This window comes from Rhodococcus sp. RDE2 (genome assembly GCF_020885655.1).
GTDB classification, from domain to species: domain Bacteria; phylum Actinomycetota; class Actinomycetes; order Mycobacteriales; family Mycobacteriaceae; genus Rhodococcus; species Rhodococcus pyridinivorans.
Window position 1 is genome coordinate 4,604,875 of record NZ_AP025186.1, and the last position, 17,365, is coordinate 4,622,239.

Below are 17,365 nucleotides of genomic sequence, written 5' to 3' on the forward strand. Positions count from 1 at the left end.
CGGCCCGCACCGTCCGGCAGCTGCCCCTCGTCCCCCAGGCCGTCGCCATCGTCATCGCGATCGCCTTGTGGTGGCTGGTGACGACGGTGCTCGTCGCGCCGGATTCGCTCGTGCGGGACTTCGCCCCGCAGTACGTCTTCCCGGCGATCGTCGACCTGTTCGCACGCGGCGTCCTGCTGCCCGACACGCTCGCGAGCCTGTGGCGGTTGCTGGTGGGTCTGCTGATCGCCGCGACGCTCGGCATCCCGCTCGGGTTGCTGATCGGACTCAACCCGTTGGTCGAGCGCGCGACGATGCCCATCATGCAGTTCCTGCGGATGATCTCGCCGCTGTCGTGGGCGCCGATCGCCGTGGCGTTGTTCGGCATCGGCCACCAGCCCGTCTTCTTCCTCATCGCCGCCGCCGCGATCTGGCCGATCGTCATCAACACGGCGGCCGGTGTGCACGGCGTCGACCAGGGCTATCTGATGGTGGCCCGCTCGTTCGGTGCGACGCGACTCGAACTGCTCACCACCGTCGTCCTGCCGGCCATCCGCGCGCAGGTGCAGACCGGTCTGCGGGTCGGTCTCGGTATCGCGTGGGTCGTGCTCGTCCCCGCCGAGATGCTCGGCGTGCGGTCCGGTCTCGGCTACCAGATCCTCAACGCCCGCGACCAGCTCGCCTACGACCAGGTCATGGCCGTGATCGTCGTGATCGGTTTCCTCGGGTTCTGGCTCGACTGGGCGGCGCGGCACCTGCTGCGCGAACGGCGGAGGCCGGTGAGCGTCGAGGAAGCCGACCGCCCGCTCTGACCTGCGATCAGGACTCGAGCGACGTCAGTACGAAGACGGGGAGCACCCGGTCGGTGCGCTTCGCGTACAGCGCGTAGTTCGGCCACGTCTGCAGCAGCACCTGCCACAGCCGCGCGCGTTCGTCGCCCCCCGCGATCCGCACCGACACCACGTGCTCGTGCCCGTCGTACAGCACCTGCGCCTGGTCGGCCGCGCGCAGGTTGATCGCCCAGGACGGGGCTTTCGGGTGTCCCCAGTTCGACCCCACCACGAGCCATCCCCCGTCGTGCGGCACACACAGCAGCGGTGTGGACCGCGGCACCCCGCTCTTGCGGCCCTTCACGGTGAGCACGAGCGAGGGCAGTCCCGCGATCGCGAGCAAGGTGACCTTGCCGCGCGTGGCCCGTTGGATGGTCTTGTCCACCGCGATGATCGGCTGTGAATACCGCGGCAACCACGGCAACGCTCCGATACGGACGGCGACCGGTCGGAGCGGATTCATGCGGTCATCTCCCCCAGGCTGCCAGCAGCGTCCGGGCTGCGGCGACGACGGCCAGCGGCTGATCGATCATCGGATGGTGGCCCGAGGCCGGAAGATCGATCAACAACGCATCAGGACCCAGATTGTCGACCATCCGCCCGTAGAGCGCGTCGTCGATGATGCCGCGTTCGCAGCGGAAGTAGGCGACGGCGCATCCCGGACTCATCGCCTCGAGGCTACGGCGCCCCTCACGTCCCATGCGGAGATTGTCGAATTTCCACGACCAGCCGCCGTCGACCTGCTTCAGCGATCCGCGGGCGATGTGCTCGAGCACGTAGGGTTCGGCGTCGTCCTGCGGCGGCACGAGGCGGAATCGGGCGACGGCGTCCTCCGCCGCGGCGTACACCTTCGGCGGTCCGGCGTTCGCGACGGCCTTCGCGCGCATCTCGAGTTCCTCGGGCGTCATGTCGCGGATCGGCGAATCGATGATCACCACACCGGCGAGTTCGTCGCCGTGGAGATGTGAGGCGGCGAACGAGACGATCCCGCCCATGCTGTGACCGATGAGGACCGGTGGACCGCTGATACCGCCGGCGCGGGCCGCAGCGACGACCTCCGCGGACCACGCTTCCAGGGTGTAGTGCTCGCGGTGGTCGCTGTCGCCGTGACCGCTCAGGTCGAGCGCGACGACACGACGTCCGGCGGCAAGCTGCGGGCCGATGTGGTCCCACCACCCCGAATGCGCCATGCCGCCGTGGACCAGCACGATGCCCGGCAGACCGGATTCGCCCCACGCCCGGTAGGCGATGGTCGCACCGGCTGCCTCGACCTTCCCGGTCTCGACGGGTGTGGCCAGGGCGTCGACGAACCACTGAGGAGCAGAACCACTATTGCTCATTATTCGAACTTATGTCAGATGTGACGAGCGCCGACATCCGGGCCATCAGTTCGATCCGTCGCACCTCGAGTTCCGGCTGCGGATGCACCGTCGACGCCAGCGCTTCGCCGTCGAACATGTGCACGAGCGACAGCAGGAGGGTGTCGAAGACGTCGGCCGGGAACCGTGCCGCGACAGGCAGCGACCTGCCGAGATCGACGATCTGGGCGTGGTAGCGCTCGGCCATCGGCGTTAGATGCTCCCGCAACGCCGGGTCGGTGCGCGCCGCGCCGAGCAGTTCGTACCAGGCTGCGTTCATCGGGGCCCGGCAGGCGGTGCGCAGCAGTTCGAGGCACACCCGCAGCGACTCGGAGATGTCCGCGTGCTCGTCACCGAGCGCCGCGAGACCCGCTTCGAAGTTCGCGAACTGGCGTTCCCGGACGGCGTCGGCCGCCGCGATCATCAGGTCGAGTCGCGTGGGGAAGTGCCGGAACACCCCACCCGACGACACCCCCGAGCGCCGGCACACCTCACCGATCGTGGTCGCGGTATAGCCGAGCTCGGCGAGGGCAGTGATGGTCGCGTCGAGGATGCGGCCGATCGTCTCCTCCCTGCGCTCCTGCTGGGTACGGCGTACTACGGATGCACTCACGCGACGGGCTCACCCGCCGAGATGCGCATCGGCGCGGGTCCGCGCTCCTCCACCCCGGCGCGCAGGAACCGGCCGGTGCCGACGGTATGTCCGTAACCGGGCACGAACTCGCCGTCGCGGAAGACCACCCGGCCGGCGACCGCCGTCGCCGTCACCGCGCGGTCGTTGCGGTTGACCATGCGGCGGATTCCGCCGAACTCCTCGAGCGGCGACTCGTGATAGGCATCGACGTCAGCGTTCAGTCCGGCAGGTCTACGGTTCGGCCATGGACCTCGACACCACCCCGGCACTGCTCGTCGACCGCGACATCCTCGACCGCAACATCGCGCGGATGGCGCAGTCCGCCGCCTCACGAGGCCTGTCGCTGCGACCCCACGCGAAGACGCACAAGTGCTCCGAGATCGGACGACGCCAGCTCCGTGCGGGAGCCCGGGGCCTGACGGTCGCGACCGTCTCCGAAGCCGAAGTCTTCGCCGACGAGGGTTTCGACGACCTGTTCGTCGCGTACCCGCTGTGGGTCGACGCTGCCCGCGGTGCACGGCTGCGCGCGTTGACCGACCGGGTGCGCCTGACGGTCGGGATCGATTCCGCGACCGGAGCCCGGCAATTCGTCGAGCACGCCGGCACCGCGATCGGGGTGCTCGTCGAGATCGACAGCGGGCACCACCGCACCGGCGTGTTGCCCGAACAGGCCGGAACCGTGGCGTCGGCGGCCCGCGAGGCGGGCCTCGACGTGCGCGGCGTCTTCACCTTCCCCGGCCACTCGTACGCACCCGACGCGCCCGACAGCGCAGCACGGGAGGAAGCCGACGCACTGGCGGCAGCAGCGGCGTCGCTACGAGCAGCGGGGATCGAGCCGACCGTGATCAGTGGGGGTTCCTCCCCCACAGCACATCTCGACGTGCCCACGGTTGCAACAGAGTTGCGTCCCGGCGTGTACGTCTTCGGTGATGCGCAGCAACTCGAACTCGACGCGGTGAGCGAATCCGACATCGCGCTGACCGCCCTGGCGACCGTCGTTTCCGCTCGCGACGAGGTGATCGTGCTCGATGCCGGTTCCAAGGCGCTCGGCGCCGATCGAGCCGCGTGGGCCACGGGGTACGGACGCATCCTCGGGGAACCGGACGCGCGCATCACCGCACTGTCGGAGCATCACGCGACGGTGCAGTGGCCGGAGGCATCGACCCGCCCACAACTCGGCGACAGGGTGCGGGTGATCCCCAACCACGTGTGCAATGCCGTGAACCTCGCGGACGAGTTGATCACGGTCTCCGGCGACGCGGTAGTCGAGCGATGGAAGGTCGCGGCAAGAGGGTGCAACACGTGATCCCGAGACGGTCCCCCACACGATCACCTCGAATTCGGCGTGTAGGTCACGAACACGACACCGATCCTCCCCGCACGTCGCTACGCTGCGTTGATGCCGCTGAACCCCGACCTTGCCGGACGCATCTTTCCGCCGACGTCCTATCTCGTCGGCCGGGAGAAGATCCGGGAATTCGCCCGCGCCGTCCGATCGACGCATCCGATCCATCTCGACCCGGAGGCAGCCCGGGCCGCCGGCTTCCCTGATGTCGTGGCTCCTACGACCTTCACCACCGTCGTCCAGAGTCCGTCGGTGACACAGCTTCTGGAGACGCCGGGTACCGGTCTCGAGCTGCACCGGGTGGTGCACGGGTCGGAGAAGGTCGAGCACCGGCGCCCGATCGTGGCCGGCGACGATTTGACCGCGACGCTCACCATCACGGAGGTCACCGAACGCGCCGGCAACCACATCCTGTCCACGATCTGCGAGATCCGGGACGACACGGACGATCTGGTCGCGGTAGTCACTTCGACACTGCTTCACCGAGGAGACGACGCATGACACTCGGCACCGCACTACGATTCGACGAACTCGAGGTCGGTGTGGTCATCGCGAAGACCGAACTGACGGTGACCCGCAGCGATCTGGTCCGCTACGCCGGTGCCTCGGGCGACTTCAACCCGATCCACTACGACGACGTCGTCGCGGCCGGCGAAGGGCTCCCCGGCGTGCTCTGCCAGGGAATGCTCACCGCAGCCCTCGCCCTGCAGACCCTCACGGAACGGCTCGGCAATCCCACCGTGGTCGTCTCCTACGAGACACGGTTCACGCGACCCGTTGTGGTCGACCCGATGCACGGTGCCGTCCTGTCGGTGTCTGCGAAGGTCGGCCACCTCGACGAGGCGGAGCGCACCGCACGGATCGATATCACCGTATCCGTCGACGACCGGCGGGTGCTCGGCAAGACCCAGGTCCGGCTCGCGTTCTCGTCCTGACTCCGAGCGCCGGGAATTCGCGGACGGAACGGACCTCGGTAAGAGAGGATCGACCCATGTCGCGGACACTTCTCGCCGGCTTGGCCGCCGCAGCAACAGCCGTGTACCTCGGGGCATGTGCGTCCCCGTCGAGTCCGTCCGTCGACGAGGGCACCGCCCGGGTGAGCCGTACCGTCACCGAGCCCTCGACGCCCGGGACGGGTACTCCGCGCGTGACCGGCACCGTCGCGTCCGGTCTCGACACTCCGTGGGGAGTTGCTTTTCTTCCCGGTGGTTCTGCACTGGCGAACGAGCGCAACACCGGCCGGATCGTCGAGATCACCGACGGCGAGGTCCGCGAGGTCGGTCGCGTCGGAGAGACCCTCGCGCAGGGCGAATCGGGACTGCTGGGAATCGCGGTGTCGCCGACCTTCGACACCGACCGCTTCGTGTACCTGTACGTGACAACCGGCAGCGACAACCGGGTACTCCGAGCCGTTTTCGACGGCACCACGCTCGCCGAACCGGAGGTGATCCTCGACGGTATCCCGGCCGGACGGATCCACGACGGCGGGCGGATGATCTTCGGTCCCGACGGGATGCTGTACGTCGCGACCGGCGAGGCGGGCGAGCGCGAACTCGCCCAGGATCCGGAATCACTCGGCGGCAAGATTCTTCGCATCACCGGCGACGGCGAACCCGCGCCCGACAACCCAGATCCGGCGTCGCCGGTGTACTCGCTCGGTCACCGCAACGTGCAGGGACTCGCATTCGACGGCCGGGGACGGTTGTGGGCGTCTGAGTTCGGGCAGAACGACGTCGACGAGCTGAATCTCGTGACGGCCGGTGCGAACTACGGCTGGCCCGTGACCGAAGGGGCCGGGGGCTCCGGCGAATTCGTCGATCCGGTCCTCACCTGGCCGGTCTCGCAGGCGTCGCCGTCGGGCCTGGCATGGTTCGACGGCAGCCTGTGGATGGCAGGCCTGCGCGGAGAACGCCTCTGGCGCATCGATATCCCGGATACTGATGTGCAGGACACCGCAGTCACCGCGACCGACTTCTTCGTCGGCGAGTACGGACGATTGCGGACCGTCGTCGCCGCGCCGGACGGCTCACTGTGGCTGACGACGTCCAATCGGGACGGTCGCGGCAGCCCGGCCGACGACGACGACCGCATCCTCCGGATCGAGATCTCCTGACGATCAGGGGACGAGAACGACCACCGTCTCGGCGACCAGCGCCGGGCGCTCTCCACCCTCGATCTCGATGGTGTATCCGACGACGAGGTTCGCACCCTTGGCGGTGCGCTCGAGCGATGTGAACTCGGCGCCGGCACGGATCCGCGAGCCGACGGGGACCGGCGCGGGATAGCGAACCTTGTTGCTGCCGTAGTTGACCTTCATCTTCAGGCCCTCGAGGGAGAAGATCTGGGTGCCGAGCACCGGCAGCAGCGACAGGGTCAGGTAACCGTGGGCGATGGTCTTGCCGTACGGGCCGTCCTTCGCACGCTCGGGGTCGACGTGGATCCACTGGTGATCACCGGTGGCCTCGGCGAACAGGTCGATGCGCTTCTGGTCGATCTCGAGCCAATCGCTGTAGCCGAGGTGCTCGCCGACGGCCTTCTCGACCTCGTCGATTCCGTTGAGAACCCGCATTGTTGCTCCTGTCGATGTGCGGCGACGGTCAGAGACCGGCTCGCCTGAGGGTGACGCGATAGGTGTAGTGCTCGGGCAGAAAGTAACTCACCGACAACTCGGTGGGCACGCCATCGTCGTTCGAGTACAACCGGTCGACGCGCAGCAAGGGATGTCCTACTTCACAATTCAGTTCGGTCGCCACCTGTTCGGTGGCGAGCGCGACCGTGATGGACTGTGCGGCTTCGACGATGGGACTGTCGAGATGGGGTTCGAGCAGGCCGATCATCGTGTTCCGACTCGACGCGCCCGCTTGCAGCTCGGGCGAATCGAGCACGTGTGCCGCGACGTGCTCGGGCAGATGAACGGTGGTGAGGACGAACGGGATTCCGTCGTGCAGACGCTTGAAGACCGCGGTGTACAGCACGTCGGTGTCGAGGCGGAGCCGGCTCGCCGCATCGATGTCGACCCCGCGCCGCAACGGCGAGACGATCTGCATGACCGTGTCGGCCGACAGAGCGAGCAGATCCTCGATCGAGCCGAGCTGGGGCCGGTAGCGCCGGCCCGACTCGTTCGCGAAGGTGCCGCGGCCGGGAACGCGGTAGACGATGCCGTCGGCCACGAGATCCTGGAAGGCGCGACGCACCGTCTGCCGGCTCACGCCGTGTTCCTCGGCGAGTTCGGCCTCGGTGGGCAGGCGCGTGCCGTCGCTGTACCGTCCCGCCTCGACGGCCTCCCGGAGCTGGCGCGCGAGTTGCGCGTAGGCCGGTTCCGTTTCCCGCACCTTGTAGTCCATGACGGACCGATCCTAGCGGCCGGTCGTCACAGTCCGCCGCGTGCTACGAGCTGGCTCGCGATGACGTTGCGCTGGATCTCGTTGGTGCCCTCGCCGACGATCATCAGCGGCGCGTCGCGGAAGTAGCGCTCGACGTCGTACTCGGTGGAGTAGCCGTAGCCGCCGTGGATGCGCACCGCGTTCAGGGCGATCTCCATCGCGATCTCCGAGCAGTACAGCTTGGCCATGCCTGCTTCCATGTCGCAGCGCTCGCCGCTGTCGTACTTCTCCGCCGCGTAGCGCGCCAGCTGCCGGGCCGCGGTGAGCTTGGTGGCCATCTCCGCCAGGTAGTTGCCGATGGACTGGTGCTTCCAGATCGGCTGACCGAAGCTCTCGCGCTGCTGCGCGTAGGCGAGGGAATCCTCGAGTGCAGCGGTCGCGACACCGAGGGCGCGGGAGGCGACCTGCAGACGGCCGGTCTCGAGGCCCTTCATCATGTGGGCGAAGCCCTTGCCGGGCTCGCCGCCGAGGATCGCGTCGACGGAGATGCGGTAGTTGTCGAAGCTCAGCTCGCACGACTCGACGCCCTTGTAACCCAGCTTGGGCAGGTCGCGTGAGACGGTCAGGCCCGGGCCGTGCTCGACGAGCACGACGGAGATGCCCTTGTGGCGCGGCTGCGCGGTGGGGTCGGTCTTGCACAGCAGCGCGATCAGCCCCGAGCGACGCGCGTTGGTGATCCACGTCTTGGCACCGTTGATGACCAGCTCGTCGCCGTCACGCTTGGCGGTCGTCGTCATCGCTTGCAGGTCGGAGCCGCCGCCGGGCTCGGTCAGCGCCATCGTCGCCCGGATCTCACCGGTGGCGAGCTTGGGCAGATACTTGCTCTTCTGCTCCTCGGTGCCGAACAGGGTCAGCAGCTTGGCGACGACGGTGTGCCCGCCCATCGCACCCGACAGCGACATCCATCCGCGGGCGAGTTCCTCGGTGACCTGGACGTAGCAGGGCATCGACACCGGCGAGCCGCCGTACTCCTCGGGCACGGCGAGCCCGTAGATGCCGATCTGCTTCATCTGCTCGATCCACTTCTCGGGGTACTCGTTGGCGTGCTCGACCTCCTGCACCGACGGCTTGACCTCCCGATCGATGAAGTCGCGGACGGTCTCGACCAGAAAAGTCTCTTCGTCGTTCAGGTAGGTCACGGGGCATCCTTCGTTGGGGACGGGCCACACGGACCCGGCAAACTTTGTACGGCCATTTTGTGGACCGAGTTCGGACGTTGTCAACGCAAAGACCGTCATTCGAAGGCGTGATTGCAGAGTCTTCGACGATACGAACGACTGCACCTTCCTATGAGCACACCTCTCCGTGGGGTGGCATACCGCCAACAATGGCCGTACATTTAGCGCCATCATTGCCGACCGAACTCCCCGAGGTCCCCGTGTCTTCCGAGCAACACCTCCGCCGGCGCGCCGTTCTCGTCGCCCCCGGCTCCGACGAACGCAAAGCCGCTAAGGCCCTCGCCTCCGCCGCCGACGAGGTCGTCCTCGACCTCGAGGACGCCGTCACCGCCGCCCAGAAGGACGCCGCCCGCGAACTCGTGGCCCCCCTGGTCCGCGAACACGGCGCCGCACGCACCGTCTCCGTGCGCATCAACGGACGCGGCACCCCCTGGTTCGAGGACGACCTGCGCACGTGCGCCGCACTCGGCGACGCCCTCGCCTCGATCGTGATCCCCAAGGTCGAGAGCGCCGACGACCTCGTCGAGGCCGACCGCATCCTCGGCGATTCGACCGTCCCGGTGCAGGCCCTCATCGAGACCCCCGCCGGCGTGCAGCGCATCGACGAGATCGTCGCCGGGCCCCGGGTTGCCGGCGTGATCATCGGCTACGCCGACCTCGGCGCCTCCCTGGGCCGCGCCCGCACCGCCGCGCCCGAGCACTGGCTCTACGTGCAGGACCGCGTGCTGCACGCCGCCCGCGCTGCGGGTGTCCAGGCGATCGACGGCCCGTTCCTCGGCATCGCCGACGACGACGCCTTCCGTCACTCGGTGCAGTGGGTGTCCGATCTCGGATTCGACGGCAAGTGGGTCATCCACCCCGCGCAGATCACCTCTGCCGCAGCGGCCTTCACCCCCACCGACGATCAGGTCGACGCCGCCCGCAAGGTTCTCGACGCGCTCGAGGAAGCCGAGAACCGCGGCGCCGGAGCCGCCCAGCTCGACGGGCAAATGCTCGACGAGGCCGTCGCCGTCGCCGCCCGCCGCACCCTGTCGAAGATCGGAGCCTGAAAGCCATGACCACCTCGTACGTCGGCGGACCCTATTTCGACGAACTGACCGTCGGCCAGGTCTTCGACACCGCCCCCGCCGTGACGCTCACCGACGGCCTCGCCGCCGCGCACCAGAGCATTCTCGGTGACCGCCTGCGCCTTCCGCTCGACAAGCACCTCTCGGCCGCCGTCGCGGGTGGGCCGGTCGCGCACGCCGGTTTCGTCACCGACATCGCGATAGGGCAGTCCACGCTCGTCACGCACCACGTCAAGGCCAACCTCTTCTACCGCGGCCTGCGTTTCCGCCGCTTCCCGCACATCGGCGACACCCTCTACACCACCACCGAAGTCGTGGGACTGAAGGAGAATTCGGCGAAGCCCGGACGCAGGCCCACCGGACTCGCGGCGCTGCGCATGAACACCGTCGACCAGGACGGCAACACCGTCCTCGACTTCTACCGCTGCGCGATGCTGCCACTGAGCGAGAACCCCGACCCCGACCGCGTCGTGCACTCCGACGACCTCTCGGCCATCGGACCGCAGGACGAACCGCAGTGGTCCGCGCCCGCCGACTGGGATCTGGATGTCTACCGGTCGAAGGTGCCGGGCGAGCACTTCGACAAGTCCCTCGCCGGTGCCGTGCTGCAGTCCAGCGGCGATGTCGTCTCGAGCGCACCGGAACTCGCGCGCCTGAGCCTCAACATCGCGGCGACGCACCACGACGAGCGGGTCGGCGCGTCGGGTCGTCTCGTGTACGGCGGCCACACCATCGGCCTGGCCTTCTCACAGGCGACGCGCGCGCTGCCGAATCTCGTGACGGTGCTGGGTTGGAAGGCGTGCGACCACACCGGTCCGGTGCAGGAGGGCGACACCCTCACCAGCGACCTGCACGTCGAATCCGCCGAGCCCCTCGCCGAGGGCGGTGGCGTGCTGAACCTGCGGTCGGTCGTCTACGCGCACCGCGGCGATGCCGCGAATGGCAACCGCGGCGGTGCCGCGAATGGCAACCGCGGCGGTGCCGAGCCGGCGCCCGTGCTGGATTGGCGGTTCACCGCACTCATGGCCTGACAGCCCCTGCCGAAACCGACGTTGTGCGCGAAATCGTTTGGGAAATCGCGAACAATGTCGGTTTCGTCGTTATGCATCGACTCGTTTGACGAGGCGCTCGTAGCGCTGCCGGGCCGCCTGGGTGCTTCCCAGACCGAGGCCGAAAGCGATCTCCTGCCAGGTCATCCCGCGCTCCCGCGCGATGCGGAGGATCAGCGCCTCGAGTTGGTCCATCTCGGCGCGCGCCTTCGGGACGAGGCCGAGCGCGGCGATGACGTCGGCGTCGTCGACCTCGGGTTCGTCGGGGCCGGGACTGTGCACGCCGCCCGCCAGTGCCGCGACGAGACGGATGGCGCCGAGCGGGTCGAGCATCTCGGGGTGCGACTGCCTGGCCCGTTGTTCGGGAGTGCTGCCGTGCCGTTCGGCGATCCGGAACAGCCCCGCGTACTCACGATGGGCGCGTTCGCGACTCGGATCGGGTGGAGTGAAACCTTCCTCGGACATGATCCCAGGATGACGCGTGAACAAGTTGTTGTCAACAGTTTGTTCACACATCGCGGATCTCGTCCACCAATCCCCAGTCGAGCGCGCGGGAGACGTCGAGGGGCGCAGCCGTGACGAACAGGTGCAGCGACCGCCACCGGCCGATCCTCCTGGGGATGCTGACCGTCCCACCTGCCCCGGGGATGAGACCCATCGAGACCTCCGGGAGGCGGAAGACCGTGTCGGGAGTCGCGACCACCCGGCCCGCGAAGGCCGGGATCTCGATCCCTGCACCGATGCAGTGACCATGCAGGCGCACCTCGATGCGACCGGCGAGCTGCGCGACGAGACGCCCCGCTCCCCCGCGTGTGCGGACGAAGTGCGCGAGCGTGATGTCGGGCGTGCGACCGAACTCGTCGAGATCACCGCCGGCGCAGAACGACGATCCCGCCCCGTCGAGCACCACCCGTTCGATGCTGTCGTCGAGGGTCGCGAGTCGCAATGCGTCGACCAGGGCGTCGCGCAGCACCGTTCCGTAGGCGTTGCGGCGCTCGGACCGGTTGAGCGTGATGTGCAAGAGGTCGCCGTCGCGCGCGATCAGCACCGGTTCGTCCGAGGGCGGCGGCAGGGGACGCGGGCCGCGTCCGGCGAGCCACGCGGCGAACTCTGGCCCGCCCTGCAGCGTCGAGTAGGCGAGCGACTCCACGTCGATCGCTTCCGGCACCGCGAGCGTCTCCGACGCCCGCACGACCTGCCGTGCCACCAGCGCGGCCTGCGGGTTCGCGGCGACCGCCTCGGCAAAGGCGGCGATGCTCGCATCCGGGTCCGGTGTCTCCACCACGCCACGGGATTGCGCGACCGGCGCGTAGGTGAGGTCGAGCGCGTCGATCAACGGACGAACCTCGGCGGGGATCTTGCGGGTCGCGCGGCCGACGAGGATCCGATCGGCCAGTGCGGCCTGTTCGACGGCACGTTCGATCAGGGGAACGCCTGCGTCGAGGTCGACGACGACCATCGGCCGGGACACGGCACCGCCCTCACCGAGAAGGGGCTCTCCCGCCACGCCGTTCGTCAGGTCCGCAGCAGAGACAAGCATCGCTCGTGCCGTATCCATGTGGTCCGTCCTTGTACTCCGCCAGGCCCCATCCGGCACGAAATGTAACATCACGGTCGTGGCCACCGACCTCGCCGCAGACCCGGCACGCGACTGGGCCCACAGCGGAATTGCCTCTCTGACCGGCAGAGTCGACGGTCCCCCACTGCTCCCTCCTGGCCGCGCCGCCACCGTCGCCCGCGAACGCTCCGCGTGGATCGCCACCGCCTCCGGTGGGGTCGTCGATGTCGACGGCGCGCGTCTGTTGTCCGAACGCGCAGCGTTCACCGGTCATCGTCGCGGCGGAGCGGTCTCCGCCGGAGGTGCGTGTCGCCTATTGCCGACGATCGACGGCTGGGCGTCGGTCTCGTGCGCGCGTCCCGATGACCCGCTCCTGCTCGGCGCCCTGATCAGCGCGGAGATCCTCGACGATCCGTGGCCCGCTGTCGCTGACTGGCTCGTCGAACGCACCGGGGCGGAGCTCGCCGAGCGAGCCGAACTGCTCGGGATCGCGGCGGGCCCGGTCGTCCACGGTGTGGCCGCTCCCCTGACGCCGGTGGAACCCCGCGCGGTCGACGGGTTGCTCGTCGTCGACTTCAGTGCGTTGTGGGCCGGCCCGCTGTGTGCGCACCTGCTCGGTCTTGCCGGTGCGCGCGTCGTCAAGGTCGAGACGCCGTCGCGGCCGGACGGTGCGCGTCGCGGCAATGCCGACTTCTACCGACTCCTGCACGGCGGGCACGAATCCGTCGTGCTCGACCCGAACGATGCCACACAGCGACGCGAACTCGCGGACCTGGTGGCAGCGGCCGACATCGTGGTCGAGGCGTCGCGACCGCGGGCGCTCGCCGGTTTCGGACTCGATGCTGCGAAGGCCGTGGACGACGGCACCACGTGGGTCTCGATCACCGCACACGGACGGGATTCGCACCGAGTGGGTTTCGGCGACGACATCGCCGCCTCCGCCGGATTGATCGCGTACGACGCGGAGGGTCCCGCCTTCGTCGGCGATGCGATCGCCGATCCCCTCACGGGTCTCACCGCCGCAGCTCTGGCCATGTCGACACCACCCGACGGACGCGGAAAGCTCTGGGACATCTCGATGTCCGCTGTCGTCGCGGCGACTCTCGACGAACCCACGACCATCTCGCAACCCGCCATCCGCGACGGCGAGCAGTGGGTGCTGCAGACAGCGGACGATGTCGTTGCGGTCGCCGAACCGCAGAAGCGTGAAATCTCCGGTGAGGTCGCCGAATCCGGGCGCGATACCCAGCGAGTACTCGCCGATCTGGGCATCCGGCCGTGAGCGTCCTCGTTGTACGCGACCTCGAGGTCGACGGCGTCGGTGGAATCGATGTCCTCATCCGCGACGGAGTCGTCACAGCACTCGGGACGGACGTGCCGGTGCCCGTGTCTGCGGACGTCATCGACGGTCGTGGAGGCGCACTGCTTCCGGGCCTGCACGACCATCACATCCACCTGCACGCCCTCACGGCCGACCGCGCGTCGGTCCGCTGCGGTCCTCCTGCTGTCCGCACTGCCGACGACCTCGCCCGCGCACTCGCAACCGCGGCCGGCGGCGGATGGATCCGGGGTGTCGGGTACTCGGAAGATGTTGCGGGTCTGTTGGATCTGAATTCTCTCGACGCACTGCACGCCGAGCGTCCCGTGCGCATCCAACATCGAAGCGGCGCAGTGTGGTTCCTGAACTCCACCGCCGCCGCACTCACGAGCCTCGGAACGGCCGATCACCCCGGCGTAGAACGCGACGAGAAGGGACGGCCGACGGGGCGGGTGTGGCGCGCCGACACATGGCTCCGCGACCGGCTACCCGATACCGGCCCACCGTCGCTCGCAGATGTGGGCGCCGAACTGGCGTCCTACGGCATCACCGGCCTCACCGACGCGACACCCGACCTCACCCCGTCGACCCTCGAACACCTCCGCGCTTCCCACGTCGACGGATCAATCCCGCAACACATCCGACTTCTCGGTGCACCACTCGATTTCGCCGGATCCGAGACGTTCGCCGCAGGTCCGTACAAGATCGTGCTCGCCGACTCCGGGCTGCCCGACCTCGACGACCTCGCGGCGACGATCCACCGCACCCACGATGCGGGTCGCGCGGTGGCGGTGCACTGCGTCAGCCGCGAAGCGTTCGCGATCCTGCTCGCCGTCCTCACCGAGGTGGGCACCGTCCCCGGCGACCGCATCGAGCACGGCGCCCTCATCCCGGTCGAGTCGATCGACGACCTGCGGCGCCTGGGCCTGCAGGTCGTCACCCAGCCCGGCTTCCTCGCCGACCGCGGCGACGCCTATCTCCGCGACGTGCCCGCCGTCGACCTGCCCGACCTCTATCGCTGCCGAAGCCTCATCGACGGCGACGTGCCGGTCGCGCTGTCCAGCGATGCCCCTTACGGCCCCGCCGACCCGTGGGCGGTGATCTCCGCCGCGGTCTCTCGCATGTGCCCGACCGGTGAGGTCGTCGGGGCGGACGAACGCATTCCCGCTGCGACGGCACTGGCCCGGTATCTGGCGCCGCTCGACGATCCCAGTGGTGCTGCCCGTCGCGTGCGGGTCGGCGCGGCGGCCGACCTCGTCCTGCTCGCCCGCCCCCTGGTCGACGTCCTCGCAGCACCCACCGCAGAGATGGTCCGCGCGACCGTCATCGCCGGTCGCGTCGTCCACCACGCCTGACCCGCTACAACGTCGGTCATCCACTACAACAATTCGTTGGTTGCCAGGATGGTCGTGAGACACATTCAGGGACGGACGCGGGGAAACGGAAGCATCATGATCGACGTCGAAGTCGGCCGAACACCGACAGGCATGCGTTCGTTCTCGATGGCCTACCGCTCGGAGTTCCTCCGGCAATGGGACGCGGCCATCGAACGCGGCAGCCGTGCCAAACTGCTGCGTGAAAACAACCTCGCCTACGGAACGGTCCACCGTTGGATCGCCGCCCGGGACCGCGGAGAATGGACCGCATCGATGAGGGCAGCCGCAGAGAAACCGGGTAGACGCATGGACAGTCGTGAGCGCGCGGAGCTGGCACAGCTGCGCAAGGAAAACCAGCAACTGCGTCAGAAGGTCGAGCAGGCCGAAGCTGCCCAGCAGATCCTGGGAAAAGCATTCGAGCTCTTGGAGCACGTGACCAAGAGCTCGGCGCCGGAGACACCTGCGATCCCACCGGCGCTGATGAGCGTGGCCGAGTACGAACAATGGCTCGAGGGGTACAGGCTGTCCTGACCGCCACGGTCACCACATTGCACCAGGACGCGGCGATGCCGGTGACCCGGGCCTGCACCCTGCTCGGACTGCCTCGGGCCAGTTACTACCGGCACAGTCGCGGCTACACGCATTACCGGCCGGCCGGGGACCCGCTGCCGCAGGCGAAGCGTCGGCAGCCGGCCGCGCTCAGCGAGAGCGAACGTGACACGATCTGCGATGTGCTGTGCTCCGGCGAGTACGCGGATTTGTCTGTGGCTCAGGTTTATTGGCGTGCATTCGATGCAGGGGTTCTGGCGTGCAGTGAGCGGACGTTCTATCGGGTCGCCGGCGCGGCGAGCTTGGTCGGGGACCGGCGTGGCCGCCGCGGCGGCGGGGGCGGCGGCCCTGTCCGGGCCCGGCCGGTGGTCGGGGCCGGGGCGGTCGGGGATCTGTGGTCGTGGGACATCACCGAGTTGAAGGGGCCCGGGAAGAAGGACCGGTACCTGTTGTATCTGGTGATCGATGTGTTCTCGCGGTATCCGGTCGCGTGGTGCATCGAGTTCCATGAGAGCGGCGAGCGTGCGGTGAAGTTGTTCACCGAGGCGATCGCCGAGCACGGGTGCCCGTCAGTGTTGCATGCGGACAACGGGGCGTCGATGCGGTCGACGGTGTTGCTCGATCTGCTCGAGGAGCGGGGGGTGATCGCGTCGTTTTCCCGTCCTCGGGTCAGTGACGACAATCCGTTTTCGGAGTCGTTGTTCAAGACCGTCAAGTACGACCTGACCTGCCCGCCGGTGTTCGATTCGATCGATCATGCCAGGGAGTGGACCGCGGGTTTTCTGCATCGGTATGCCACCGAGCATCGGCACAGTGGGCTCGGTCGGCATACTCCGGCGTCGGTGTTCGACGGTTCTGCTGTTGCGGTTCGGCGGTTGCGTCAGCAGATGCTCGATGAGTATGCAGCGGAGTTTCCCGAGCGGTTCCGGCGTGCGCCTCGTGCGCCGGAACTGCCCGGGTCTACAGGGATCAACATCCACCACCTGTCTCAGACAGGTTGACAACTACCGAATTGCCGTAGCGGATGACCAGGGCGGTAGCAGATCCACCTGTCTCGTTATTCCAGAGCGAGCGCTCTGTTATTGTCTCGATCATGGCGCGCACACGCACCCACGACCTGGACCGACTGATGGATGCAGCCGAAGCACTCGCGGTGGAGTCCGGCCCCACAGCCGTCACCGTCCGGGCACTCTCCGAGGCGACGTCGGTGTCCAACGGCGCGATCTACCACGCCTTCGGGTCGCGAGCAGGACTGATGGGGCACGTCTGGCTGCGTGCGGCCCGGCGCTTCCTCGATCTGCAACGAGACGTCGTCGACCGCGCACTCACAACCGGGTCGGCGCCGCAGAACGCAGTCGAGGCCGTCGTCGCCGCTGCGGATGCGCCCGCCGAGTATTCGATCCGCTACCCCGTCTCCGGACACTTCCTCCTCGCCGTACGTCGCGCGGACGTCCTCGGTTCCGGCGACGTCCCGAACGACGTCGCCACACAATTGAACGCCCTCGACGACGCACTCACGACCCTGTTCGTTCGACTCACCCGCGGCGTATGGGACCGCGCCGATCGCGAAGCGGTGGCGGTGATCCGCGACTGCGTCGTCGAGCTCCCCGCCGCCCTGCTCCTGCGGGGACGACGGGACCCCACTCCCGCCGTGCGCGACCGCCTCGCCGCGGCCGTCCGAGCCGTTCTCGCCCTCACCCCACCCGATCCGGCACCACGCTGATCACCCGACCGACAAGGA

General features: G+C 68.4%; 20 protein-coding genes and 1 pseudogene. 12 read left to right on the top strand and 9 right to left on the bottom strand.

The features are described from left to right. Window positions 1-20 precede the first annotated feature (20 nt). Window positions 21-791, top strand: coding sequence for an ABC transporter permease (locus LPH33_RS21400; protein WP_420714501.1), 771 nt, complete (start codon window positions 21-23; stop codon window positions 789-791). Window positions 792-798: 7 nt separating this feature from the next. On the opposite strand, the gene LPH33_RS21405 is transcribed toward LPH33_RS21400, so the two are convergent. The 4 genes and pseudogenes from LPH33_RS21405 to LPH33_RS21420 all read right to left on the bottom strand — a co-directional run. After that, window positions 799-1,272: a nitroreductase family deazaflavin-dependent oxidoreductase gene (locus LPH33_RS21405; protein WP_229565921.1), complete on the bottom strand. Its 474-nt coding sequence runs from the start codon at window positions 1,270-1,272 to the stop codon at window positions 799-801. Window positions 1,273-1,276: 4 nt separating this feature from the next. After that, window positions 1,277-2,149: an alpha/beta fold hydrolase gene (locus LPH33_RS21410; protein ID WP_019290848.1), complete on the bottom strand. Its 873-nt coding sequence runs from the start codon at window positions 2,147-2,149 to the stop codon at window positions 1,277-1,279. After that, window positions 2,139-2,780, bottom strand: a complete 642-nt coding sequence (locus LPH33_RS21415) for a TetR/AcrR family transcriptional regulator (RefSeq protein ID WP_229565923.1) — start codon at window positions 2,778-2,780, stop codon at window positions 2,139-2,141. Before LPH33_RS21415 ends, LPH33_RS21410 begins: the two co-directional genes overlap by 11 nt. Continuing rightward, a pseudogene (locus LPH33_RS21420) lies at window positions 2,777-3,031 on the bottom strand (hypothetical protein); the annotation flags it as partial. The pseudogene LPH33_RS21420 and the gene LPH33_RS21415, both read right to left, overlap by 4 nt. Window positions 3,032-3,045: 14 nt before the next feature. Here LPH33_RS21420 and LPH33_RS21425 point away from each other — a divergent pair. The 4 genes from LPH33_RS21425 (at window position 3,046) to LPH33_RS21440 (ending at window position 6,259) form a co-directional block, all read left to right on the top strand. Beyond that, complete coding sequence (locus tag LPH33_RS21425; protein WP_229565925.1) at window positions 3,046-4,107, top strand: alanine racemase; 1,062 nt, start codon at window positions 3,046-3,048, stop codon at window positions 4,105-4,107. Window positions 4,108-4,200: 93 nt separating this feature from the next. Next, a complete protein-coding gene (locus LPH33_RS21430; RefSeq protein ID WP_019290845.1) occupies window positions 4,201-4,647 on the top strand; it encodes an FAS1-like dehydratase domain-containing protein in 447 nt (148 codons plus the stop codon). Then, complete coding sequence (locus LPH33_RS21435; protein WP_229565927.1) at window positions 4,644-5,081, top strand: MaoC/PaaZ C-terminal domain-containing protein; 438 nt, start codon at window positions 4,644-4,646, stop codon at window positions 5,079-5,081. Before LPH33_RS21430 ends, LPH33_RS21435 begins: the two co-directional genes overlap by 4 nt. Window positions 5,082-5,137: 56 nt before the next feature. Beyond that, window positions 5,138-6,259 (top strand): PQQ-dependent sugar dehydrogenase, encoded by a 1,122-nt coding sequence (locus LPH33_RS21440; RefSeq protein ID WP_228044697.1) that lies wholly within the window; start codon window positions 5,138-5,140, stop codon window positions 6,257-6,259. 3 nt (window positions 6,260-6,262) lie between these two features. On the opposite strand, the gene LPH33_RS21445 is transcribed toward LPH33_RS21440, so the two are convergent. Genes LPH33_RS21445 through LPH33_RS21455 form a run of 3 tightly spaced genes read right to left on the bottom strand, consistent with a single transcriptional unit; the run spans window position 6,263 to window position 8,668 of the window. Then, window positions 6,263-6,715 (bottom strand): MaoC family dehydratase, encoded by a 453-nt coding sequence (locus LPH33_RS21445; protein ID WP_006553710.1) that lies wholly within the window; start codon window positions 6,713-6,715, stop codon window positions 6,263-6,265. Window positions 6,716-6,743: 28 nt separating this feature from the next. Continuing rightward, a complete protein-coding gene (locus tag LPH33_RS21450; protein ID WP_229565929.1) occupies window positions 6,744-7,490 on the bottom strand; it encodes a GntR family transcriptional regulator in 747 nt (248 codons plus the stop codon). A gap of 26 nt (window positions 7,491-7,516) precedes the next feature. Further along, window positions 7,517-8,668 (bottom strand): acyl-CoA dehydrogenase family protein, encoded by a 1,152-nt coding sequence (locus tag LPH33_RS21455; protein WP_071935787.1) that lies wholly within the window; start codon window positions 8,666-8,668, stop codon window positions 7,517-7,519. 212 nt (window positions 8,669-8,880) lie between these two features. Between LPH33_RS21455 and LPH33_RS21460 the strand changes: the two genes are divergently transcribed. After that, the gene (locus tag LPH33_RS21460) at window positions 8,881-9,756 is read left to right on the top strand and encodes an HpcH/HpaI aldolase/citrate lyase family protein (protein ID WP_229565931.1); all 876 of its coding nucleotides are present in this window, start codon (window positions 8,881-8,883) and stop codon (window positions 9,754-9,756) included. A 5-nt stretch (window positions 9,757-9,761) separates the two neighbouring features. Continuing rightward, window positions 9,762-10,805 carry a MaoC family dehydratase gene (locus LPH33_RS21465; protein WP_229565933.1) on the top strand — a complete coding sequence of 348 codons (1,044 nt, stop codon included), beginning with the start codon at window positions 9,762-9,764 and terminating at the stop codon, window positions 10,803-10,805. A 69-nt stretch (window positions 10,806-10,874) separates the two neighbouring features. On the opposite strand, the gene LPH33_RS21470 is transcribed toward LPH33_RS21465, so the two are convergent. Beyond that, on the bottom strand, window positions 10,875-11,288 hold the full coding sequence (locus LPH33_RS21470; RefSeq protein WP_060650299.1) for a hypothetical protein: 414 nt from the start codon (window positions 11,286-11,288) through the stop codon (window positions 10,875-10,877). A gap of 43 nt (window positions 11,289-11,331) precedes the next feature. Beyond that, window positions 11,332-12,381 carry an enoyl-CoA hydratase/isomerase family protein gene (locus LPH33_RS21475; RefSeq protein ID WP_229565936.1) on the bottom strand — a complete coding sequence of 350 codons (1,050 nt, stop codon included), beginning with the start codon at window positions 12,379-12,381 and terminating at the stop codon, window positions 11,332-11,334. A gap of 58 nt (window positions 12,382-12,439) precedes the next feature. On the opposite strand from LPH33_RS21475, the gene LPH33_RS21480 reads away from it, so the two are divergent. The 5 genes from LPH33_RS21480 (at window position 12,440) to LPH33_RS21500 (ending at window position 17,347) form a co-directional block, all read left to right on the top strand. Further along, a complete protein-coding gene (locus tag LPH33_RS21480) occupies window positions 12,440-13,663 on the top strand; it encodes a CoA transferase (protein ID WP_229565939.1) in 1,224 nt (407 codons plus the stop codon). Beyond that, complete coding sequence (locus tag LPH33_RS21485; RefSeq protein WP_229565942.1) at window positions 13,660-15,054, top strand: amidohydrolase family protein; 1,395 nt, start codon at window positions 13,660-13,662, stop codon at window positions 15,052-15,054. Before LPH33_RS21480 ends, LPH33_RS21485 begins: the two co-directional genes overlap by 4 nt. A 96-nt stretch (window positions 15,055-15,150) precedes the next feature. Beyond that, complete coding sequence (locus tag LPH33_RS21490; RefSeq protein ID WP_071936290.1) at window positions 15,151-15,606, top strand: hypothetical protein; 456 nt, start codon at window positions 15,151-15,153, stop codon at window positions 15,604-15,606. Further along, entirely contained in the window at window positions 15,579-16,625 is a 1,047-nt protein-coding gene (locus LPH33_RS21495; RefSeq protein WP_071936289.1) for a DDE-type integrase/transposase/recombinase, read from the top strand. The genes LPH33_RS21490 and LPH33_RS21495 overlap by 28 nt, the downstream gene beginning before the upstream one ends. A 92-nt stretch (window positions 16,626-16,717) precedes the next feature. Further along, window positions 16,718-17,347, top strand: a complete 630-nt coding sequence (locus LPH33_RS21500; RefSeq protein WP_229565944.1) for a helix-turn-helix domain-containing protein — start codon at window positions 16,718-16,720, stop codon at window positions 17,345-17,347. The last annotated feature ends 18 nt before the right edge of the window (window positions 17,348-17,365 follow it).

Bases quoted from the DNA above. Each gene is read 5' to 3' on its own strand.
- LPH33_RS21475 (WP_229565936.1), bottom strand. From the start codon at position 12,381: ATGGATACGGCACGAGCGATGCTTGTCTCTGCTGCGGACCTGACGAAC.
- LPH33_RS21410 (WP_019290848.1), bottom strand. From the start codon at position 2,149: ATGAGCAATAGTGGTTCTGCTCCTCAGTGGTTCGTCGACGCCCTGGCC.
- LPH33_RS21490 (WP_071936290.1), top strand. From the start codon at position 15,151: ATGATCGACGTCGAAGTCGGCCGAACACCGACAGGCATGCGTTCGTTC.
- LPH33_RS21440 (WP_228044697.1), top strand. From the start codon at position 5,138: ATGTCGCGGACACTTCTCGCCGGCTTGGCCGCCGCAGCAACAGCCGTG.
- LPH33_RS21405 (WP_229565921.1), bottom strand. From the start codon at position 1,272: ATGAATCCGCTCCGACCGGTCGCCGTCCGTATCGGAGCGTTGCCGTGG.
- LPH33_RS21430 (WP_019290845.1), top strand. From the start codon at position 4,201: ATGCCGCTGAACCCCGACCTTGCCGGACGCATCTTTCCGCCGACGTCC.
- LPH33_RS21465 (WP_229565933.1), top strand. From the start codon at position 9,762: ATGACCACCTCGTACGTCGGCGGACCCTATTTCGACGAACTGACCGTC.
- LPH33_RS21450 (WP_229565929.1), bottom strand. From the start codon at position 7,490: ATGGACTACAAGGTGCGGGAAACGGAACCGGCCTACGCGCAACTCGCG.
- LPH33_RS21500 (WP_229565944.1), top strand. From the start codon at position 16,718: ATGGCGCGCACACGCACCCACGACCTGGACCGACTGATGGATGCAGCC.
- LPH33_RS21470 (WP_060650299.1), bottom strand. From the start codon at position 11,288: ATGTCCGAGGAAGGTTTCACTCCACCCGATCCGAGTCGCGAACGCGCC.
- LPH33_RS21435 (WP_229565927.1), top strand. From the start codon at position 4,644: ATGACACTCGGCACCGCACTACGATTCGACGAACTCGAGGTCGGTGTG.
- LPH33_RS21495 (WP_071936289.1), top strand. From the start codon at position 15,579: ATGGCTCGAGGGGTACAGGCTGTCCTGACCGCCACGGTCACCACATTG.
- LPH33_RS21445 (WP_006553710.1), bottom strand. From the start codon at position 6,715: ATGCGGGTTCTCAACGGAATCGACGAGGTCGAGAAGGCCGTCGGCGAG.
- LPH33_RS21425 (WP_229565925.1), top strand. From the start codon at position 3,046: ATGGACCTCGACACCACCCCGGCACTGCTCGTCGACCGCGACATCCTC.